Source organism: Flavobacterium sp. PS2, assembly GCF_046250155.1.
Taxonomy (GTDB): Bacteria; Bacteroidota; Bacteroidia; order Flavobacteriales; family Flavobacteriaceae; genus Flavobacterium.
The window spans coordinates 4599745-4620760 of sequence record NZ_CP176426.1 but is presented as its reverse complement, the minus strand read 5'-3'; the positions used below and the strand labels follow the sequence as shown (position 1 = coordinate 4620760).

The window sequence follows — 21016 nt, the reverse complement described above, 5'->3', positions numbered from 1 at the left end:
AAAAAAAAGGTACTAAAAAACAATATATTAACCTCTTTATAACAAATGTTTTTTTTTATAAAAATCAAAATAGAAACTTAAAAATAAGCCGGGAGGGTATATCCTACCCGACTTATTCTAACTAATCAACCAAATTAATTATTTATTTATCCCACCAAATTCTAGTTGTCATTAAATCCAACCCTTGACGTTGTATTGCTTCTTTGTAGTTTGCTCCGTTTGTAATTAACTCCGATTGATCGTATATTAATCGTCTCGGGATTGTACCATTGGTTTCTCCTAAAGGATCGTCAACTGGTACTAAAACAGGATATCCAGTTCTTCTCCACTCAGAGAATGCTTCGAAACCATTAAATAATAAAACAATCCATTTTTGAGTAATAATTTGCTCTATTTTCTCTGCTTCTGTTCCAGTAGCTTTAAATGGGTGAGCTGTAATATAATCGTTATATTCTGCAATGGTAACTGCTGGTACTTTGTCTCCAAAAATAGATAAGATTTCCATTGCTCCTTTTACTCCATCTTCATAATGTTGTTGAGCTGTTCCTGATACATTCCAACCTTTTGCTGCTGCTTCTGCCAATAAAAATTGTACTTCGGCATAAGACATGATTAAAGTTGGTGCATCTAAACGCAATACGGTAGAAGTATTAGGATCTGAGAAAAGTTTTTTGTCTCCACCCGGAAACTCTTTTGCATCATTTGCAAGTCCTTGCTGATCTGCTGGATTATTATTTCCTGAAGCTTCTAATTTTGCATAAACTCTTAAACGTGGATCGTTTGTATTCTTTAATAAATCTATAAAAGTTTTACTGTATTTTATATTTGATTCTCCTCCGTTTAAGTCATTTCTAACCCAAGATGATGTTATTGAGTTTGTTCTAACTCCTTGTGGTCCTGCATCATGTTTTAATACTGCACTATCAATATTAGAATTAAAAACTCCTTTTGCAAAAGCTTTTTCTACATATTGTTTTGATTTTGCCGGATCTACTTTAGACAAACGCATTGCAACTCTTAACATTAATGAGTTTGCAAACTTTTTCCATTTTGCTACATCACTTTGGTAAAATAAATCTGCATTACCTACAAAAGGTTTATTAGCATCTAATGCGTCTCCTGCTTCATCCAACTCTTTTAATAAATCATTGTAAATGACTTGTTGCGTGTCGTATTTAGGAGCAAAAATATTTCCGTTAAATCCTTGTCCTGCTTCAAAATATGGAACCTCTCCATACGTATCTGTCAGTTTCTGGAACATGAATACTTTCATGATTCTACATGCCTGAATCATATTTGAGTTTTCTGCCGTTTCTGGTAAAACAGACATCAACTGAAGGATTTGATTTAATCCTTTACCGTATGACTCTCCAAACAATGAACCTGAATACTCTGATGAATAAGTATATTTAGAACCTGGTCCTCCTAATGAAGAAAAGTGTTGTACTATTTGTGCAGCATATCCATTATTTCCTCTTGTGTTAGAATAATCTTGTCCGTCGATATATATTTCAGCAAGTGTGAACATCGATTTTGGTGCTGGATCTATTAATGCATTTGGATTCTTGTTTAAATCCTCGAATCCTTCATCGCATGCTGTGAATGTCATTGCACTAACAATAGCGATACAGAATATTTTTATATATTTATTTTTCATCTTTCTATTTTTATTATTAGAATTTGACATTAAGTGTTACACCATAATTTCTAGTTAAAGGCATAGAAGCTCTTTCAAGTCCTTGTGCATTGCTATTAGAATAATTTGACTCTGGGTCAATGTTTGGCGTTGCACTATAAATTGTCCATAAATTATGAGCAGAAAATGCTAAACTAATAGATTGAAATGGTGAATGCGCTAGATATGCTTTTGGAAAATTGTAGCTAAAAGAAACTGCTCTTAGCTTAACAAAATCGGCATCATAAACAAAATTTGATGTTATATCGCTATAACTTCTCCAATAATCGTATGCCGAAACGTGTGCGCTTACGCTATTTCCAATAGGTCCAACTCCCTCTACGTCAAATCCAGTTTCACGTCCTTCAACAGTCTTATCCGTCAATCCATAACGTGTTCCTAACTGGTTTGTGGCCGAATAGATTTCTCCTCCAAATTTAGCGTCTACAAAAACCGAAAGTGTTAGGTTTTTATAAGTAAAATCATTAGATAATCCCATAGACGTTGGAGCTACTCCTTGTCCTGCAATAATTAAATCTCCTCTCATGAATTTACCATTAGAATCTAATGCAATGTTTCCTTTTTCGGTTCTTAAATAATCATATGCTTTAATTACTCCAAAAGGCTGTCCTTTTTCTAAAACTACCGAAGCTCTGGAATCTCTATTTCCTTCTAATGTTTTGGTATTAATTTTGTCTGATAAACTCAATACTTCACTATTATTGTAGGCAAAATTATAACCTACATTCCAACTAAAGTTTTCTGTTTTTATCGCTTTTAGATTTACTGCAAACTCAACCCCTTTATTTAAAATCTCTCCCACATTAATCTTGGTTGTTCTGTAACCCGAACTTTGAGAAATATCTGCATCAGTAATATCATTTGTTGTTTTCTTGTAGTAGAAAGTTAAATCTGTACTAAGTCTATTATTGAAGAATGTGTTTTCGAAACCAAACTCAATTGTACTTACATTATAAGGTTTTAGGAATTTGTTAGGAACTGTTTCTCCTTTAATACCCAAAATTGGTTGTCCTAGTGCGTCTGTTTGTCCGTCTGGCGCAGTATAATTCAAAGATAAGGCATAAGCTTCTTGCAATCCACCTCCTACGTTACCCCAACCTGCTCTAAACTTACCATATGACATCCACTCTGGGAAATCGATAACTTCTGAGTAAACAAAACTTGTACTTACAGATGGGTAAAATGTACTGTTATTAGCAGGGTCTAAAGTAGAGAACCAATCCTCTCTTCCTGTAACATTTAGAAATAAGAAATTTTTATATCCTATATCGGCAGAATAAAAAAGAGAGTTTACTTCAGTTTCACCATATAATTTCTCCGTTTTATCAGGCAACGTGTTTCCATAAAAGTATTTAAACGGAACGATAAAGTTGTTCCCTTTCATTTTAATACCACTAAATCTGTTATGCTGACGGTTTGCTCCAATAAAAGCATCTAATGAAATATCTTTAGCAATATCGCCTTTGTATCCTAAATAACCAGATGCATTAACCTCTGAACGGTTTTCAATCCTGTTTTCATAAGATCCTCCTGGGTTATAATTAATTCCTGTAGGTTCTATTTCAGTATATTCGTAATTAATATCATCAATTCCAATTACTGCTTTAGCGTAAATTTTGTTTGTGATGTTATAATTTACTTTCGCAGAACCAATAAAACGTTTTCTAAGATCATCGTTTAATGTTTCTTGTGTTGCAAAATATGGGTTAGTTTGGTACGTATTTGCTCCAAAATAATCTGCTTCTCCTCCGTTTTCATCATATCCGTTACTTAACCATCTAATATCTGATCCTGGAGTTAAAAATGTAGTAGGAAAAGATGCATTTCTTGGTGAATCATTCAAATAAGGTCTGTTATGACTTTTCTCAGAAATATATTGTGCATTAGTTTCAATACTTACTTTTTCATTTACTGTAGAGTTTAAACTCAAAGCAACATTACTTCTTCCAAAATCTGTTCCTGGTAAGATTGACTCATCTTTTGTATTTCCAAATGACAATCTAAAATTTGTATTCTCGTTACCTCCAGATACTGCTAAAGTATTACTGAAAGAAAATCCTGTTCTATAAAAATTGTCTACATTATTTTTACCGTAAGCTTGGTATGGTCTAGTTTGCCCATCAAGAGAAAGTGAAGGTGTTCCGTCATATTTATCTCCCCAGGCAAAATAGTAAGAATCTCTAAGTTCCTGCAAGTTATTAAATCTTGTAGCAACTCCATTTACAGGTGCCCCCGCTCCGTATTGATCTTGCCATTTTAATAAACTTATAGGAGTATTAAATGTAGCGTTTGTGCTAAAATCTACTCCAATACCTTTTCCCGCTTTTCCTTTTTTAGTTGTAATTAAGATTACTCCATTTGAACCTCTATATCCATAAAGTGCAGATGCTGCACTACCTTTTAATACTGACATAGATGCAATATCATCTGGGTTAAATGATGACATACCATCACCTTTATCTGCTCCACCCCACATATTTGCATTTCCTTGCTGACTATTATCAATAGGAATACCATCTACTACATACAAAGGTTGGTTAAGTCCTGAAGCCGAAGTTGCTCCACGAATTACCACACGACTTGAACCTGATGGTCCAGAAGCTGGTGCAGAAACATTTACCCCTGCTATTTTACCCTGAAGTGCATTTCCTAAGTTAATTTCTTTGGTTTTTGTCAAATCATCTCCTTTGAGTTCTCCAACTGCGTATCCTAAACTTTTCTTTTGTTTTTTTACTCCAAATGAAGTAATCACAACATCTTTTAATTCTTCTACGCTAGATAGTAATAATATATTAATAGTATTTTCTTTCTCTCCTACTTCTATATATCGTGTAACATAACCAATAGATGATACTGTTATACTAATTCTTCCTTCCGGAACTGTCATTGAAAAACGTCCATCGGTATCCGTTATAGCACTAATGGATTTTCCTTTTACCTTTATTGTTGCAGAAACAATTCCCTTGTTATCTGCATCTGCTACTATGCCTGTTATTGATCGATTTTGTGCCACAGCCCCTAAGCTTGTCAACAATACCATTCCTAACACTGCTAAAATTTGTTTCATACGCATTCGTTTTGGTTTATTTGTTTTGATTTGTTTTTGTGTTTGACTTGTTTGTTTTTAAAATATTAATAAAAAATATGAACTCAATTTTAATATGCCATTCGTAATCTCTAAACTATGAATGTCATTGATTAGCATCAACTTGATACTTCTGCCATTTTGCTAAATCGATATAGTAAACTGATCAAAAAATTTTAATAATTCTTCTTTTTTGATAAATTAAAACTTACTAAAACGATTTAGTAAAAAGAATAAAAAAAAACAAAAGTTCCCTTCATTCTTTTTTTTAGAAAATGGCATTTTATTATATTATACCGATTCTCTTATTATTAAATTTCCTTTTTTACGTATTCCTTCAATAACAAAAGGTTTAATCCCTGTCATTTGATCCATCAATAATTTTATTGCATTTTCGGCGATTTCTTTAATCGGTTGTGCAATAACAGATATCGTTGGTGTATGTAATCGAAAACTATCGTGATCATCAAAACTTATAACCGAAACATCTTCTGGAATCCTAAACTTCATTCCTCTAAAAGCCTGAAGTCCTGCTAATCCCATATAATTCGCCAAAAACAATACAGCATCGATCTTTGGGTTCTTTGTAAAAAAACTGAATATATCGGCAATTTTACTTTCCTCACTACTATTGTAATCCATATGGAGAACAAGGGAATCATTATAAATACCTTCTTCTTTTAAAGCATCTCTATATCCCTCTTCTCTAAGCTTCATCTGGATCATTCCAGAATTAGTATTAACAACAGCAATATTTTTTCTTCCTTTATTTAATAGAAATTTAGTTGCAGAATGCGAGCCTTCGTAATTATCCATAACTACATGACTTACTTTCTGGTTAGGAAAATATCTATCTATTAATACAACTGGTTTTTGCAATTTTAAAAGTAGATCTATACTTTTTTCCAACTTTTCTGTTGGTGTAATTATAAAACCATCCACATTAGCTTGTAAAAGACTATGTATCAATTCTTCAGAACGTTCATCATCACCACCTGTACTACAATAAAAAACTCTATAATCAATACTCTTAGCTTCATCCTCTATAACTCTGGCAAGATCTGCAAAGAACTGATTCGAAATATCTTCAACAATAAGTCCGATAGATCTAGTCTTTCCTGTTCTAAGACTTGTCGCAATCATGCTAGGCCGATAATTAAGCTTTTCGGCAACTTCTTGCACTTTTTTAATTACCGCAGGACTAATGCCCATTTTTTCGCCTTTATCATTAATGACAAAAGATACAGTAGATATAGACACTTGCGCCTCAGTGGCAATATCCTTAATAGTAATCTTTTTCATCTAGCGAGTTAATTTTTTATTAAGCTGTTATTAATTATATCACAAATATATATAAAAATAGTTACTAAAACGATTTTGTAATTATTTTTTTGAATAAAACATTATTTTATAGACACTTCTAAGAATTATCATCAGCAATTATAAGTGTTTACCGATTAATTAGCATATTTACTTAGTGGTCAGTCTTCAGTAGCAGTATTCAGTTTACAGTCTCAGTAACAGTATTCAGTAGCAGTGTTCAGTAGCAGTGTTCAGTCGCAGTTACAAAGTTTAATCACAGTTTATTTCTTTAATATCTTTCCCTATTTTCCCTCTGAACCTTTGTCTCTTTGAACCTCTGAACCTTAGCATCTCAGAACCTTTGAACCTCTAAATAAAAACTTCCAAAATTGATGCTTCTCCATTTAACACATAAGCATCCATTGCTGCAGGAATTAAAACTGTATCTCCTTTTTTATATTGATACGTTACATTTTCATATCTAATTTCAAAAATACCTTCAATACACATATAGACTGTAAAAGTATCTCCTTTTTTATTTACTTTCACTACTCCGTTTAGCGGAATATAATTTGTTGTAAAATATGGACAATCTACAACTACATTAGATTTATTTACAGTCTTTTTATACTTCTTGTACGTATCAACTTTATTATAATTAATGGCATCTAAGGCTAAATCAACATGTAATTCTCTTTTATTTCCCTGAGCATCTTCTCTATCAAAATCATATAAACGATACGTAATGTCTGATGTTTGCTGAATCTCAGCCACAACCAATCCTGCTCCAATAGCGTGAACTGTTCCTGTTTCCAGAAAAAACACATCGCCTGCTTTGGCTTTTACATCATCAAGAATAGAAACCAACGTTTTATTGTTTAGATTCTCTAGATATTCTTCTTTACTCGAATCTTCTTTAAAACCTACAATAATCCTTGCATCGGTATCAGCTTGCATAACATACCACATTTCGGTTTTACCAAATGAATTATGACGCTCTTTTGCCAACTGATCATTAGGATGTACTTGTATCGATAAATCTTCGCGAGCATCTAGGTATTTAAACAATAATGGAAATTGATTCCCGAATCGACTATAAACATCTGTTCCCAGAATTTCGTTAGGCAATGCATCAATTAAATCTGTTAATGACTTTCCTTTTAATTCGCCATTGGCAACAACACTTATATCTCCTTCTACTGTAGATAATTCCCAACTCTCTCCTGTAATTTTAGAAATGATAGGTTTGTTAAGAATTGTTTTTAATTTTTCGCCACCCCAAATTCTCTCTTTTAAGATTGGTTCAAATTGTAAAGGATAAATTTTTATGCTCATTTTATGTTTTTTTTAATTATTATTTTTTTTTGGATTGTCAAAAAGGGAACGCGGATGACGCGGATTCGCTATCGCGAAAACACGGATAAAAACGGATTTTAAAACAATACTTTGTTTTGTCTTTTTACCACAAATTGCACAAATTTTCTCAAATTATTTTTCATCTAACTTAAATCTGCTCAATCTGCGTGAAACAAAAATCTTTTTAATCCTTTTAATCTGTGGCTAAACTTTTTCTCTCGCAGATTTGGCAGATTAAGCAGTTTTTTTTATCAAAGATTAAAACAAAAAAACCGTGTTCATCCGTAAAATCCGCGTCATCCGTGTGCCATTTCTACATCTCACATCTCACATCTCACATTACTACTTTCCACATCTTACATTATGGAAATTGCCACCCCACCACTTGCTGCTAATTTTTGTTTTAGTTTAGTTTTACTGTTTACAGTAACTTTTCGGATGTTGTACGATTGCGGATTGGTTTTATAATCTGCCGTTTTTCCGTCTTCGTAAATCGTTGCAGTAAATGATTTTCCTGTTGGTAAAAAGCTAAAATCAATTATAGCCGTACGCGAATTTTCATCGGTTATTCCGCCTACAAACCATTCTTGTTTTCCTTTGGTTTTTCTTGCAATGGTAATATAATCTCCCGGTTCGGCTTCGAGGATGTATGTTTCGTCCCAATCTAGTGCAACATCTTTTATAAACTGAAATGCATCTGGAAAACGCATATAATTTTCGGGTAAATCGGCAGCCATTTGCAACGGACTGTACATGGTAACATACAATGCCAATTGTTTTACTAATGTTGTGCTTAACTTATTCTTTTTGGAACCATAAACCGATAAATCTCCCTGAAAAATCCCAGGTGTATAATCCATTGGACCTCCCATAAGTCTAGTAAAAGGTAAGATTGTAGTATGATCTGGATGAATTCCTTCCATAGCTTCAAACTCTGTTCCTCTTGCCGATTCCTGAGCAAACCAGTTAGGATAAGTTCGGTGCAAACCTGTAGGTCGAACTGCCTCATGAGAATCTACCATAATCTTATGCTTCGCAGCCTCTTTGGCAACATACGTATAATGATTCACCATTTGTTGCCCATCATGATGCTCTCCTCTCGGAATAATTGGTCCAACATATCCTGTCTTAACCGCATTATAATTATTATCGACCATAAAATTTAATGCGTCATTTAATTGTCGCTCATATTCGCCAGTCGAAGATGTGGTTTCATGATGCATTACAATCTTCACGTTCTTTTTACTTGCATAGTCGCTTAAATCTTTTACATCAAAATCAGGATATGCTTTAGTAAAACTATAAATGCGTTCTTTCTTAAAAGCCGTATTATCTTCCCATCCTTCATTCCAACCTTCGACCAAAACAGCATCGAAACCGTTTGCAGCAGCAAAATCTATATATTCTTTTACATGTTTCGTATTTGCGCCATGGGTTTTATTGGGTTTTAATTTAGAGAAATCGGTAGAACCAATAACAACATCTTGATTATCTGAGTACGCCCAAGTAGATCCTCCACCTGTAAAATATTCCCACCAAACACCAATATATTTCACTGGTTTAATCCAAGAAGTATCTTCAAAATTGCATGGCTCGTTAAGGTTCAATATCATCTTTGAAGCCAAAATATTTCTAGCATCATCACTTACAACAATTGTTCGCCAAGGCGTAAAACTTCCTGTTTGAATATATCCTTTATTTCCTAAAGCGTCAGGAACAAGATGTGAACTCAGCGAATAGGTTTTATCATCGACATTAAGGCACATTGCCGGATAATTTTTTAAAGCTGCTTCATGGATATTGACATAAAGTCCTGCATCGGTCTTTATCATTAAAGGTGTTTGTGTAGCCAGATTTTTAATAGTCGTTTGTGCTGCCAAAGAAACATGAGTTGCATTATATACCAAAGATTGCATCTCGGATATTTTAGAAGTTGTATAACTATATTCGTTGGTATCATAATCTCCCGGAATCCAAAAAAGTTTATGATCTCCTGTCAAGTTAAACTCGGTTGTTTCTTCCTGAATAATAAAGTGGCGCAAGTTATCTTGCACAGGAAATTCATATCTAAACCCTAATCCATCATTAAACAAACGGAAATAAATTGATATTTTTCGTTTGCTTTTCTCTTGAACAAGCTCCGCTTTTAATTCATTATAGTGATTTTGTATTTCTTTTTGTTCCCCTAAAACAGGTTTCCAAGTACTGTTTTCTGACTGAAATTTGGTGTCAGCAATCTGGAAACCTTTATTCAGCATGATATCAGATTTTATGATAAAGCCTAATTTACTTTCCTTAATCACTTCTTTTTTCTTATAACTCAAAGAATAAATTGGTGTTCCTTCAGGATTTAAATGAAACTCTAAAATCAAATTTCCATCGGGCGATTTAAGTTCCTGAGCATTCATAAATGAAGTTGAAACAAAAGTAAAAAAGCAGATAAAAAGTATGTTTTTCATAATTTTAAGAAAGTTATATGAGTTGCTAAATCGATTTAGCAAACATAATAAAAAATGTCATACTTGCATACTTAATACAAAAATTATGATTATAAAATAATTAATCTCGCATGAATATGAGAATATATCTAGTTAGTATTCAAAAAACTGTAAATAATTACAAACCTAAAAGCAAGTATTAAAAAGTACTAAAAATCAATCAACCTAAAAGGTTTATAAAAAAATTAACAACTACGACAGCCAAGAAAAAGTATCTTTGCCCTCAACTATGACAAAAAAGTTCTACATATTGCTACTCGTTACGCTTGGTTTCCTTATGGGACCAACGCTTACTTATGCGCATGGAACAAAAAATGAAATGTCATGTTGCAAAAAAGAATCTACAACAAAAGACTGTTGCAAGAAAAAGCATTCTAATAAAAAAGAGCATAATTGCGATAACAGTTGTTCAGGGAATTCTTGTGGTTCTACAAGTGCAAACTGTGGATTTTCGCCAATGGCACTTTTTCAAACAGAAAACAATTCACTTTTTAGTTTTTCTGAAAGAAAGCAAAATTATTATTATTCTGAAATCTTTATTTCTTCAGATTTCCGTTCTATCTGGCTTCCACCTAAAATAAGCTAGATTTAATTTCCCGACAGCCATAAGTCTGTCTCATTCAAAGTCATTTTAAGGCTTTAAATCAAAAAAAACATTTTTTAATCCCAATTCTATTCGCAGAAATAGCTGTATTTGCTATAGTTTCTGTTATGTTTTAGGATTAATCCATCCAAAAAAAATTACATACAATGAACTCAATAAAAAAATTATTGATGGTAATGACTCTATTACTATCAGTTACTTACGCCAGTGCGCAAATAAAAAACAAATCTACCGAAACTGTAAAAATCAATGGTAACTGCAGTATGTGCAAGAAAACCATCGAAACTGCAGCAAACATAAATAAGGAAGCCAAAGTAAACTGGAATGAAAATACTAAAACGGCAACTATTACTTACGATAACAAGAAAACTAATCTTGATACTATACTAAAACGTGTTGCTGATGCAGGATATGATAATGAAAAATTTACTGCACCAAATACAGTTTATGATGAACTACACGGATGTTGTCAATATGATAGAGACGCAAGCCCAAAAAAGGTGCAATAATCTTAATCATTTAAATAACCATGTTTGCCTGTAATGCTAAATGGAGCGCAGATTGAACCATATAAGTCATTTAAGAAAATATAAGTTTTAGATGCTTCTCTTAAATGAACTTACATTACTTACATGGTTAGCCTACACACAAACATTAAAAAAAATATCATGTTCAAAATAAAAAATATAATCACATTATTCGTCCTTGTAGCGACTGTTTCTATAGCAAGTGCACAAATAAAAATAGGAGATTCTTTTCCAGACGTTCAGCTTCAAAACAATAAGAATGCTATCGTTAAACTAAATTCTTTTAAAGGAAAAACAGTTTTAGTAGACTTTTGGGCTTCTTGGTGTGCTCCTTGCCGAATGGCTAATAAAAAATTGGTAAAACTATATGACCAATACAAAGGTCAGAACTTTGAGATTGTTGGAATATCAATAGACATCGACAAAACAAAATGGTTAAAAGCGATTGAAAAAGATAAAATGAAGCACCAGCAATTAATCGACCCTAAAGGTTTTGATGCTAAAACGGCTGTAACTTTTGGAGTTGATGCTTTGCCATCGACCTATCTTTTTGATGCATCAGGAAAACTGATTGCTATAAACCCAACTGAAGCGCAAATAATTGCTCAAATCAAAAAAAACAAAAAATAAAATGAAAGCCTTACATATAAAATTCATAGCCGCGGCACTTTTAACAGTAATAACAAGTGTAAATTCTTATTCTCAAATCACTAAAGCCGAAATAATAGCAACAGGATTAACTTGTTCTATGTGTTCTAATGCCATAAACAAGCAATTAAAATCTTTTACAGAAGTAGATAGTATCGCTACAGACTTAAACACAAATACGTTTACGGTTTACTTTAAAAAAGATAATTCATTACAACCTAAAGTATTAAAAAAAGCAGTTGAAAAAGCTGGTTTCTTCGTAGGTTCACTGGTTTTAACAGCTAAATTTCATACTGATAAAATCGAAGATAATACAACCTTAAAAGTTGATGATGCTACTTATAATTTCATCGATATTAAAAACCCAGTAGCTCATGCTGAAGCAAAATACAGAGTTCTGGATAAAGGTTTTGTAACCCAAAAAGAGTACAAAAAACTAGTTAAATCATATTCTAAGTATCCTGGTTATGCTACAGAAAATGAGGATGAATATTACTTAAAAGCATTATAAAAATGAAATATCTATCATTAGTCTTCCTATTTTTTATTTCATATAATATAGATGCCCAAGAATTATTTGTAGTAACCGAACCCGCTAGTAACGCTTCGGCGGGTTCTATTGGGGTTCGTGTTGGGCAATCACTTATGGATAACAAACATGAAAGTGGTTCTATGTACAATTTAACGCCTGAAGTTACTTGGGGAATTAATAAAAATCTGATGGTTCGTACCTCAGCGTTTTTAAGTAACCAAGAAAACGGATTGGGTCTTAAAGGTGGTGGTTTTTATGCCAAATACCGATTCTTTTCTGTAGATGATTTACAGAGTCATTTTAGGATGGCTGCCTTTGGAAGATACAGTTATAATAACTCCTTTTTTAATCAGGAAGCTATAGACCTGGCCAACGGAAATTCTGGTTACGAAGCAGGTTTAGTAGCAACTCAGTTAATTCATAAAGTTGCCTTGAGTTCATCTGTAAGTTATGTGCGTGCGCTTAACAACCCAGATTATAGTTTTCCAGATGCTTTGGGAAAAAATGCTGTAAACTATACGTTTTCGGTTGGTAAATTAATGTATCCAAAAAAATATACGAGTTATAAGCAAACTAATATTAATGCAATGTTGGAATTTACGGGACAAACAATTACCGAAAACGGAAAATCATATATGGATGTAGTTCCATCAATTCAGTTTATCATCAACAGTCAGGCGAGAATTGACCTTGCTTACAAAAAAGAATTGTATAGCTCGATGCAACGTGCCGCATCTGATGGTGTTTTCTTAAAACTGGAATATACTTTTTTTAACGTAACTAAATAATTTTAATTCTATCTAACTCTTTGCGAAAGGAACGCAGATGATACGGATTTACAAAAGTAAAGCCGCGGATTAAAAACGGATTTTTTAAAATAATATCTAAAAAATCCGTTTAATCCGTGTTTTCGCCTTAGCGAATCCGTTTAATCCGCGTTCTTCTATAGACAATTTAAGTTAGAAAAAAATAAAATAGAGATCTCTTTTTAGCTGTGTAAAAGGTCGTTTTACTCAAAAAAATAAGGTCTCATTCCAAGCCTAACAGGTTTCAAAAACTTGTTAGGTTTATTTCTATAAAAGTGTAATTACCATCAGAACAAAACCTTCTGATTAAACGCATAACATTTACATCAAAATTAACACCCTTCTGATAATTAAATTTTATTTTCGTATTTCTTATGGCAAAAAAATTCTACATACTATTAATTATAACGTTTGGTTTCTTTTTGGGACCAACGCTTAATTTTGCCCGTGGAATTAAAACAGAAAAGATATGTTTTAAAAACAAAACATTCTTAAAAGCCGCTTGTAAAGAAACAGACTTTAAAACAAAAGAACACAGATGTGCTAATGGTTGTATAGAAAGTGCCGCAGATTGTCCTGTAGTTTACTGTAGTTATTTTTCACCAATGATTTCTTTTCAAATAGACAATCATTCATTTTTTAATTTTTCTGAAAGAAAGCAAAACTATTATTATTCAGAAATCTTTATTTCTTCAGATTTCCGTTCTATCTGGCTTCCGCCAAAAATAAGCTAGATTCCTTTTGCGACAGCCATAAATGCGTTTTATCCAAAACCATATTAAAGCTGTAAATCATTAAAAAAAATCCAATCCTATTCAGGGAATATAGCAGTATTTGTTATGTTTTCTGCTGTGCTTTGGAATTAACTCTTTCAAAATTACAAAAACAATGAATTCAATAAAAAATATATTGATAGCAATAACCTTATTACTATCTGTCACTTCTGTTAATGCACAAATCAAGAAAGGTGATGCATATCCAAATATCCAATTACAGAATAATAAGAATAAAGTAATCAAACTAAATTCTTATACAGGAAAAATAGTTTTAGTAGAATTTTGGGCATCTTGGTGTCCGTATTGCCGAATAGCCAACAAAGATTTGGTGAAGCTATATGACAAATACAAAGGGCAAAATTTTGAAATTGTTGGAATATCAGTAGATATTGAGAAAGCAAAATGGTTACAAGCCATCGAGAAAGACAAACTGAAACACCCACAATTAATAGATCCAAAAGGATTTGATGCAAAATCGGTAGCAATCTTTGGAGTAAAAGGAATACCAAGTACCTATCTTTTTAATACTTCAGGAAAATTAATTGCCATCAATCCAACAGAAGCACAAATTATTGCTCAAATCAAAAAACAATAATTATATCAATATATAACACTATATAAAAATCAAATTATCACCAGAACAACTCGTTCTTATTAAACTTATAAAATGAAGAAAATCTTATATTTATTACTCCTGGTTTTTGCTTTTGCCAAAGTTCAGGCACAGATTATAAATCCTGTGAAATGGGAAGCTTCAATTGAGAAAAAAACCGATACCGAATTCTTTCTTTCTTTTAAAGGAGCTATCGAATCAGGCTGGCATGTATATTCTCAATTCACTCCCGAAGATGGTCCGCTGCCTGCCGAATTCCTTTTTCATGATAACAAAAACAATTATGAACTAGTTGGAAAAGCAACCGAAAGCGAAACAAAACGTGCCTTTAATGAAATCTTTGGCGTAGATGAAATCTTCTTTTCTGATAAAGTAGTTTTTACTCAATTAGTCAAACAAATTAATCCTAAGAAAGAAACAATACAAGTAGAACTTGCTTATCAGGTTTGTAAAGAAAACTGTATTAGCGAAACGAAATATTTTGAGTTTAATCTTAAAACGCTCGAGGCAAAAGAAATACAAGCTGCTGATATTGCAAACGAAAAAACGACCAAAGTTGATGTAAATACTGTAGTAGAAAAGCAACCAGAATCGGATAAATCTGACTCTAGTTTATACATGATTTTCTTTATTGCTTTCTTATCTGGTTTTGCAGCATTGCTTACACCTTGTGTATTCCCGATGATCCCAATGACAGTAAGTTTCTTTACAAAACAAAGTAAAACCAAAGCCAAAGGAATTAAGAATGCTATTATATATGGAGTTTCTATCATCTTGATTTATGTATTTCTAGGAAGCGTAATTACTTTACTATTTGGTGCCGATGCTCTAAATGCATTATCTACCAACGTTTGGTTTAATGTTATTTTCTTTGTGTTATTGGTCGTATTTGCTTTATCCTTTTTAGGTGCTTTCGAAATCATGTTACCTAATTCCTGGGCTAATAAAGTGGATCGTCAAGCGGATAAAGGAGGAATATTAGGAATCGTGTTCATGGCATTGGCACTAGCAATCGTTTCTTTTTCTTGTACTGGACCAATTATCGGAACTTTACTTGTAGAAGCAGCATCTAAAGGTGGTATTGCTCCAATTGTAGGAATGCTAGGTTTTTCATCTGCTTTAGCATTACCATTTATGTTGTTTGCTATGTTCCCAGGTTGGTTAAATACATTACCAAAATCTGGTGGATGGTTGAATACTGTAAAAGTATTTTTAGGTTTTCTAGAACTGGCTTTAGCGTTTAAGTTTTTATCAAATGCCGATTTGGTTCTGCAATTACATTGGTTTGAAAGAGAAATTTTCTTAGCCATTTGGATAGCGATATTCGGTACGTTGGCATTCTACTTATTCGGAAAAATAACCTTGCCACATGACTCCCCTACAACTTCTATTTCGGTAGGAAGATTATCTATAGGATTAGTTGTATTGGTATTTACCATTTATATGATTCCGGGATTATGGGGCGCACCTTTAAAACTAATAAGTGGCTTCCCTCCTCCTATGACGTATAGCGAATCTCCTTATGGTGTAGGTGGCTCAAACAAGCAAACGGCTTCGGCAATAGCATTACCAGACGGAGCACATAAAGGTCCGCATGATATCATGGCTTTTACCGATTATGAAAAAGGATTGGCCTACGCCAAAAGTGTAAACAAACCAATTCTCTTAGATTTTACAGGATTTGCTTGTGTAAATTGCCGAAAAATGGAAGATTACGTTTGGTCTGATCCACGTATTTTATCAATCTTAAATAATGAAGTTGTATTGATTTCATTATACGTTGATGACAAAAGAGAATTGCCTATTGAGGAACAATATGTATCGAAAGAAACAGGCAAAAAGATAAAATCAATAGGTAATAAATGGAGTGATTTTCAGATTACTTGTTATAAAGCAAATGCTCAGCCGTATTACATTATATTAGATACTAATGAACAAAGCTTAAATAAACCTACTGGATATACGCCAGACATTACTGAATATGAACAATGGTTGAAATCTGGAATTCAAGGATTTAAAAAATAGTTTCTAGGAAATATTAACCGAAAAGTTCGCAAAGTACGCGAAGTTTCAAAATCTGTGCCTAAAGATGGAACGCGGATGACGCGGATTCGCTATCGCGAAAACACGGATAAAAACGGGTTTTTAAAAAATTAAAATCTTTTAATCTGTGGCTAAAGAAGTATTCAGTACAAGTATACAGTCTCAGGACCTTTGCATCTCTGTACCTTTGAACCTTTGAACCTTTGCATCTCAGAAACTCAGAACCTTTGCAACTTAATAAAAAAGGCTATCCGAAAATAATTTGGATAGCCTTTTTTGTAATAATTTCATTACTAGAATCATCATAGACAAAAAATATCTTATTTTTTATATTTGAAGGCTAATCTAAAAAAGGAAGTAGTAACTTTATAACGATGAATATTTTAGTAATAGAAGACAACCAAAGAGTAGCAGAACTAATCCTAAGAGGACTTGAAGAACATGGATTTATACCTACAATCGCTTACGATGGTCGCTCAGGAAAAAAGTTAGCCCTTAGTAATCAGTATGATTTGATTATAACAGATATTATTTTGCCAAAACTCGACGGACTTGATTTATGTAAAGAAATACGATTAGTAAAACCCGATTTACCTATAATAATGCTGACAGCTTTAGGCACAACCGACGATAAAGTAGACGGTTTTGATGCCGGAGCAGATGATTATCTAACTAAACCTTTTGAAATGAGAGAGCTTTTAGTACGAATAAGAGCTTTATTAAAACGTAGTAATAACAACATAAATAATACTGGATTTATCTTAAAATATGCCGATCTTGAAATGAATCTGCAAACCAAAAGCATAATAAGAAATGAGACTGCAATAAACCTTACTCCAAAAGAATTTAAACTCTTGGAATATATGCTGCAAAATTCTGAGCGTGTTTTATCCCGAACAGAAATTGCTGAAAAAGTATGGGATACCCATTTTGATACAGGCACCAATTTTATTGATGTATATATAAACTATCTGAGAAAAAAAATTGATAAAGATTTTGATAAAAAACTCATTCATACCCGATCTGGCATGGGATTTATTTTAAAAGCAGAATGAAAATCAGAACTCGATTAACCATATTATTTACATTTATAACAGCCACTATCTTATTAGTGTTTGCTTCTATTATACTTATTTCTGCTAGAGAAAATAGAGAGAAAGAATTTTATGCGTTATTAAAAAAAGAGGCAATTACAAAAGCCAATTTATTCTTTAATGCCAAAGTAAATAGTAAAACATTACAAAACATTTACAGAAACAATAGGGAAACATTAAACGAAGTAGAAGTTGCCATTTACACAACTTCATTTCATTTATTGTATCATGATGCTGTAGACATTGATGTTGTAAAAGAAACAAGACCAATGATAGATGAAATCGCTAAAAAAAGCGAAATACAATTTTATCTAAACGATTGGCAAGTAATTGGAATTAAATATAAATTTCAGGAAAAAGAATATATTGTTACTGCTGCGGCTTACGATGGATTTGGGTATATCAAGCTAAATAATTTGCTTAAAACCTGTATTATTGTTTTCATAATATCTATTTTACTGCTTTATATGATTGGTCGTTTTTTTTCAAAAAAAGCGTTCGAACCTATTGTTAAAATGACCGATAAAGCCAAAACAATTTCAGCCACAAATCTGGATTTACGATTATACACAAACGAAAGTAAAGACGAAATTTCTGAACTAGCAACGACCTTTAACAAAATGCTGAATCGTTTAGAAAACTCATTTGATTCTCAAAAACAATTTGTTTCTAATATTTCTCATGAACTCCGAACACCTCTTTCGGCTATTATTGCAGAACTAGAACTATCAACTCATAAAGAACGTAATAATGACGAATATAAAGTTGTTATTCTTAACACCCTGCAAGATGCCAAAAAGCTAGCTAAACTATCTAATAGTTTGCTGGACTTTGCCAAAGCAAATTATGACCCTTCAGAAATTGCATTCAAACAAGTTCGCATCGATGAGATTTTACTTGATGCCAGACAACAAGTCCAAAAATCAAATCCTACATATAATATTGCAATTCATTTTGAAAGTGATTTTGAAGATGACAATCAAATTTCGATTAATGGAAACGAATACTTACTAAATGTAGCATTTATAAACCTATTTGAAAATGGTTGTAAATTCTCTGAAACCAAACAAAGCAAAGTTATTGTATCACTCGAAAAAGAGAAGATTATTTTACAATTTATCGACAATGGTATTGGTATTCTGGAAGAGGATTTAAAACATATTTTTAAGCCATTCTACCGAGGATTAAATAAAATCTATGCAGATGGTAATGGTATTGGATTGTCTTTAACCCAAAAAATTATCTTACTCCATAAAGGAACGATCTCCGTTACTTCCGATAAAAAATCAGGTACTATATTTACTGTTGAGCTTTACCATGACATAAAAAACACTACAGTTTAAGTCTCTTTTATCTTTATTATATTGGGCTAACTGTGCGTAAAAAAGAACGCGGATTAAACAGATTCGCTATCGCGAAAACACGGACAAAAACTGATTTTCTTTCTATCGCTTTTTTAAAATCCGTTTTTATCTGCGTCTTTACTTTTGTAAATCCGCATCATCCGTGTTCCATTATTTGACGTTAATCTTTTAGCATCTATGTGTAAATCCGTATCATCAGCGTCCCACTATAAGATACGGTTTCTAATAAAATTCTAATTTTTTTCTAAAACATCTCTAACGGCCCCTCTTCAGGGGTTGTTCTATTTTTGCACCATTATAAACGGAAAATAATTTATTCAATAATATCAAAATGGATATCCCTCCTCCCAGTAAACAAAAATTATAAATTTCGCTTCTGCAGATATGTCATTGACTTTTTCGCAGCAGCGAATTAAAATCAAAAAATCATGTCAAAAAACTTCTTTAAAACTCCATTTAAAAAATTTAATGCTGATTAAAAATTAGTATTAAATGCACCTAACTCAATCTTTAATCTGACTTGTGTCTCAACTTTATTAGAGATACAGACTTGTTATTGCTTGTTAATACAATTCGTAAAATATATTAATAAAAACTACTATGATTCCTAAAAGAAACCAGAACTGCAGAATCCAGATAATTAAAGCTTTAAACAGAAAATTAGAATATCCGAATATTATAATTTTTTTCATGATAATCACATTTTTCACTGCTTGCAATGATAAAAAAGCTGTAACCGAAAATGAGAATTATTCTTTAAAAAGTGATACAATTATTGTTCCTGCAACATCGACAATTGCACCTAAATTAAAACTTGAAACGGTCAAGAATGAGCCTTATCAATTAGAACTAATAACCGCAGGTACAGTAAAAGCTATTCCTAATTTTTATGCCGAAATTGCTCCTCCATTTTCTGGCAGAGTTACTAAAGTATATTTAAAACTAGGAATGAAAACTCAGGCTGGAACACCCCTTTTTGAGATGGTTTCACCTGATTTTATCGATGCTCAAAAGAACTTCTTTCAGGCAAAATCAGCTTATCAGGTTGCTAAGCTTTCATTAAAACGTCAACAAGATTTAAAAAGTAATGGAGTTGGTTCTCAAAAGGATTTAGAAGAAGCCGAAACCAATTTTGAAGTCAACGAAAAAGAATATCAAAATGCAATTGCAAGCCTAAAAATATTTGGAGTAAATGTAAATAAACTAGTCTTTGGTCAGCCACTTGTAATCACCTCTCCTATTGCTGGAGAAATTATTACAAACGAAGTCGTAATGGGACAATATATAAAAGCTGATGATACGCCCAAAGCTAAAGTTGCCGATTTAAAAAAGGTATGGGTAGCAGGACAGGTTAAAGAAAAAGATATTCGTTTTATACACGAATTAGATGGTGCCGAAATTCAGGTTGCTTCCTATCCCGATAAAAAAATTACAGGAAAAATATACCATGTCGATGAAATGGTTGACGAAGCCACCCGAAGCGTACAAGTATTAATAGAATGTGCCAATAATGACCATGCCCTAAAACCGGGTATGTATGTGACTGTAAAATTTATTGATACTCCCGAAAATACTTTGTTTGTTCCTGCTAAAGCTGTCTTACAATTTAATGACAAAAGTTTTGTCCTTGTACAGATTACCAAAGGAAAATACGCCAGACGCTATGTAGAAACTGGAATTTCCAGCAAAGGAAAAATAGCAATCCTATCCGGGTTAAATCCTAATGAAACAATTATAAGCGAAGGTGCTTTTTATCTGCTTGAAGCGAAGTAAAAGTGTTCAGTACTAGTATTCAGTCTCAGAACCTTAAACTTTACAATAGCTTTTTTAATCAGTTGCAGAAAAAATTAACCGCAAAGTGCGCAAAGGTTTACGCAAAGCTCGCAAAGTTTATCCCAAATATTTTTTTCGACGAAGGAGAAATCTTCGTGAGAAACTCCATAATCTTTGTCGAGCTACTGGTGGAGATTCTTCCTACGTCAGAAAGACAAGTTTGTGGTAAAAAAACTAACCATTAAGATATTAAGAGAAATTAAGCTTTGCTCTTAATAGAACTTAATTCCTTAATGGTA

General features: G+C 32.6%; 16 protein-coding genes. 11 read left to right on the top strand and 5 right to left on the bottom strand.

The annotated features are described in order from the left end of the window. Positions 1 to 142: 142 nt before the first annotated feature. The 5 genes from ACJ6WR_RS20070 to ACJ6WR_RS20050 all read right to left on the bottom strand — a co-directional run bounded on the left by ACJ6WR_RS20070 (position 143) and on the right by ACJ6WR_RS20050 (position 9898). Positions 143 to 1657, bottom strand: coding sequence for a SusD/RagB family nutrient-binding outer membrane lipoprotein (locus ACJ6WR_RS20070; RefSeq protein ID WP_409416268.1), 1515 nt, complete (start codon positions 1655 to 1657; stop codon positions 143 to 145). Between the two features lie 16 nt (positions 1658 to 1673). Beyond that, on the bottom strand, positions 1674 to 4763 hold the full coding sequence (locus ACJ6WR_RS20065; RefSeq protein ID WP_409416267.1) for a SusC/RagA family TonB-linked outer membrane protein: 3090 nt from the start codon (positions 4761 to 4763) through the stop codon (positions 1674 to 1676). Between the two features lie 309 nt (positions 4764 to 5072). Next, positions 5073 to 6083 (bottom strand): LacI family DNA-binding transcriptional regulator, encoded by a 1011-nt coding sequence (locus ACJ6WR_RS20060; RefSeq protein WP_039114058.1) that lies wholly within the window; start codon positions 6081 to 6083, stop codon positions 5073 to 5075. A 369-nt stretch (positions 6084 to 6452) separates the two neighbouring features. Continuing rightward, a complete protein-coding gene (locus ACJ6WR_RS20055; RefSeq protein ID WP_409416266.1) occupies positions 6453 to 7418 on the bottom strand; it encodes a type I phosphomannose isomerase catalytic subunit in 966 nt (321 codons plus the stop codon). A 377-nt stretch (positions 7419 to 7795) separates the two neighbouring features. After that, on the bottom strand, positions 7796 to 9898 hold the full coding sequence (locus tag ACJ6WR_RS20050) for a glycoside hydrolase family 97 protein (RefSeq protein ID WP_409416265.1): 2103 nt from the start codon (positions 9896 to 9898) through the stop codon (positions 7796 to 7798). 268 nt (positions 9899 to 10166) lie between these two features. Here ACJ6WR_RS20050 and ACJ6WR_RS20045 point away from each other — a divergent pair, with 268 nt between their 5' ends. The 11 genes from ACJ6WR_RS20045 to ACJ6WR_RS19995 all read left to right on the top strand — a co-directional run bounded on the left by ACJ6WR_RS20045 (position 10167) and on the right by ACJ6WR_RS19995 (position 20717). After that, positions 10167 to 10523 carry a hypothetical protein gene (locus ACJ6WR_RS20045; protein ID WP_409416264.1) on the top strand — a complete coding sequence of 119 codons (357 nt, stop codon included), beginning with the start codon at positions 10167 to 10169 and terminating at the stop codon, positions 10521 to 10523. A 164-nt stretch (positions 10524 to 10687) separates the two neighbouring features. Continuing rightward, positions 10688 to 11050 carry a heavy-metal-associated domain-containing protein gene (locus ACJ6WR_RS20040; protein WP_409416263.1) on the top strand — a complete coding sequence of 121 codons (363 nt, stop codon included), beginning with the start codon at positions 10688 to 10690 and terminating at the stop codon, positions 11048 to 11050. A gap of 159 nt (positions 11051 to 11209) precedes the next feature. Then, positions 11210 to 11698 carry a TlpA family protein disulfide reductase gene (locus ACJ6WR_RS20035; protein ID WP_409416262.1) on the top strand — a complete coding sequence of 163 codons (489 nt, stop codon included), beginning with the start codon at positions 11210 to 11212 and terminating at the stop codon, positions 11696 to 11698. Position 11699: 1 nt separating this feature from the next. Continuing rightward, positions 11700 to 12227: a heavy-metal-associated domain-containing protein gene (locus tag ACJ6WR_RS20030; RefSeq protein WP_409416261.1), complete on the top strand. Its 528-nt coding sequence runs from the start codon at positions 11700 to 11702 to the stop codon at positions 12225 to 12227. A gap of 2 nt (positions 12228 to 12229) precedes the next feature. Continuing rightward, complete coding sequence (locus ACJ6WR_RS20025) at positions 12230 to 13036, top strand: hypothetical protein (RefSeq protein ID WP_409416260.1); 807 nt, start codon at positions 12230 to 12232, stop codon at positions 13034 to 13036. A 392-nt stretch (positions 13037 to 13428) separates the two neighbouring features. Further along, on the top strand, positions 13429 to 13788 hold the full coding sequence (locus ACJ6WR_RS20020; protein WP_409416259.1) for a hypothetical protein: 360 nt from the start codon (positions 13429 to 13431) through the stop codon (positions 13786 to 13788). A 154-nt stretch (positions 13789 to 13942) separates the two neighbouring features. Continuing rightward, entirely contained in the window at positions 13943 to 14425 is a 483-nt protein-coding gene (locus ACJ6WR_RS20015; RefSeq protein WP_039119092.1) for a TlpA disulfide reductase family protein, read from the top strand. A gap of 72 nt (positions 14426 to 14497) precedes the next feature. After that, on the top strand, positions 14498 to 16468 hold the full coding sequence (locus ACJ6WR_RS20010; protein ID WP_409416258.1) for a cytochrome c biogenesis protein CcdA: 1971 nt from the start codon (positions 14498 to 14500) through the stop codon (positions 16466 to 16468). 392 nt (positions 16469 to 16860) lie between these two features. Further along, complete coding sequence (locus ACJ6WR_RS20005) at positions 16861 to 17541, top strand: response regulator transcription factor (RefSeq protein ID WP_409416257.1); 681 nt, start codon at positions 16861 to 16863, stop codon at positions 17539 to 17541. Continuing rightward, complete coding sequence (locus tag ACJ6WR_RS20000) at positions 17538 to 18923, top strand: ATP-binding protein (protein ID WP_409416256.1); 1386 nt, start codon at positions 17538 to 17540, stop codon at positions 18921 to 18923. Before ACJ6WR_RS20005 ends, ACJ6WR_RS20000 begins: the two co-directional genes overlap by 4 nt. 621 nt (positions 18924 to 19544) lie before the next feature. Continuing rightward, on the top strand, positions 19545 to 20717 hold the full coding sequence (locus ACJ6WR_RS19995) for an efflux RND transporter periplasmic adaptor subunit (RefSeq protein ID WP_409416255.1): 1173 nt from the start codon (positions 19545 to 19547) through the stop codon (positions 20715 to 20717). Positions 20718 to 21016 lie beyond the last annotated feature (299 nt).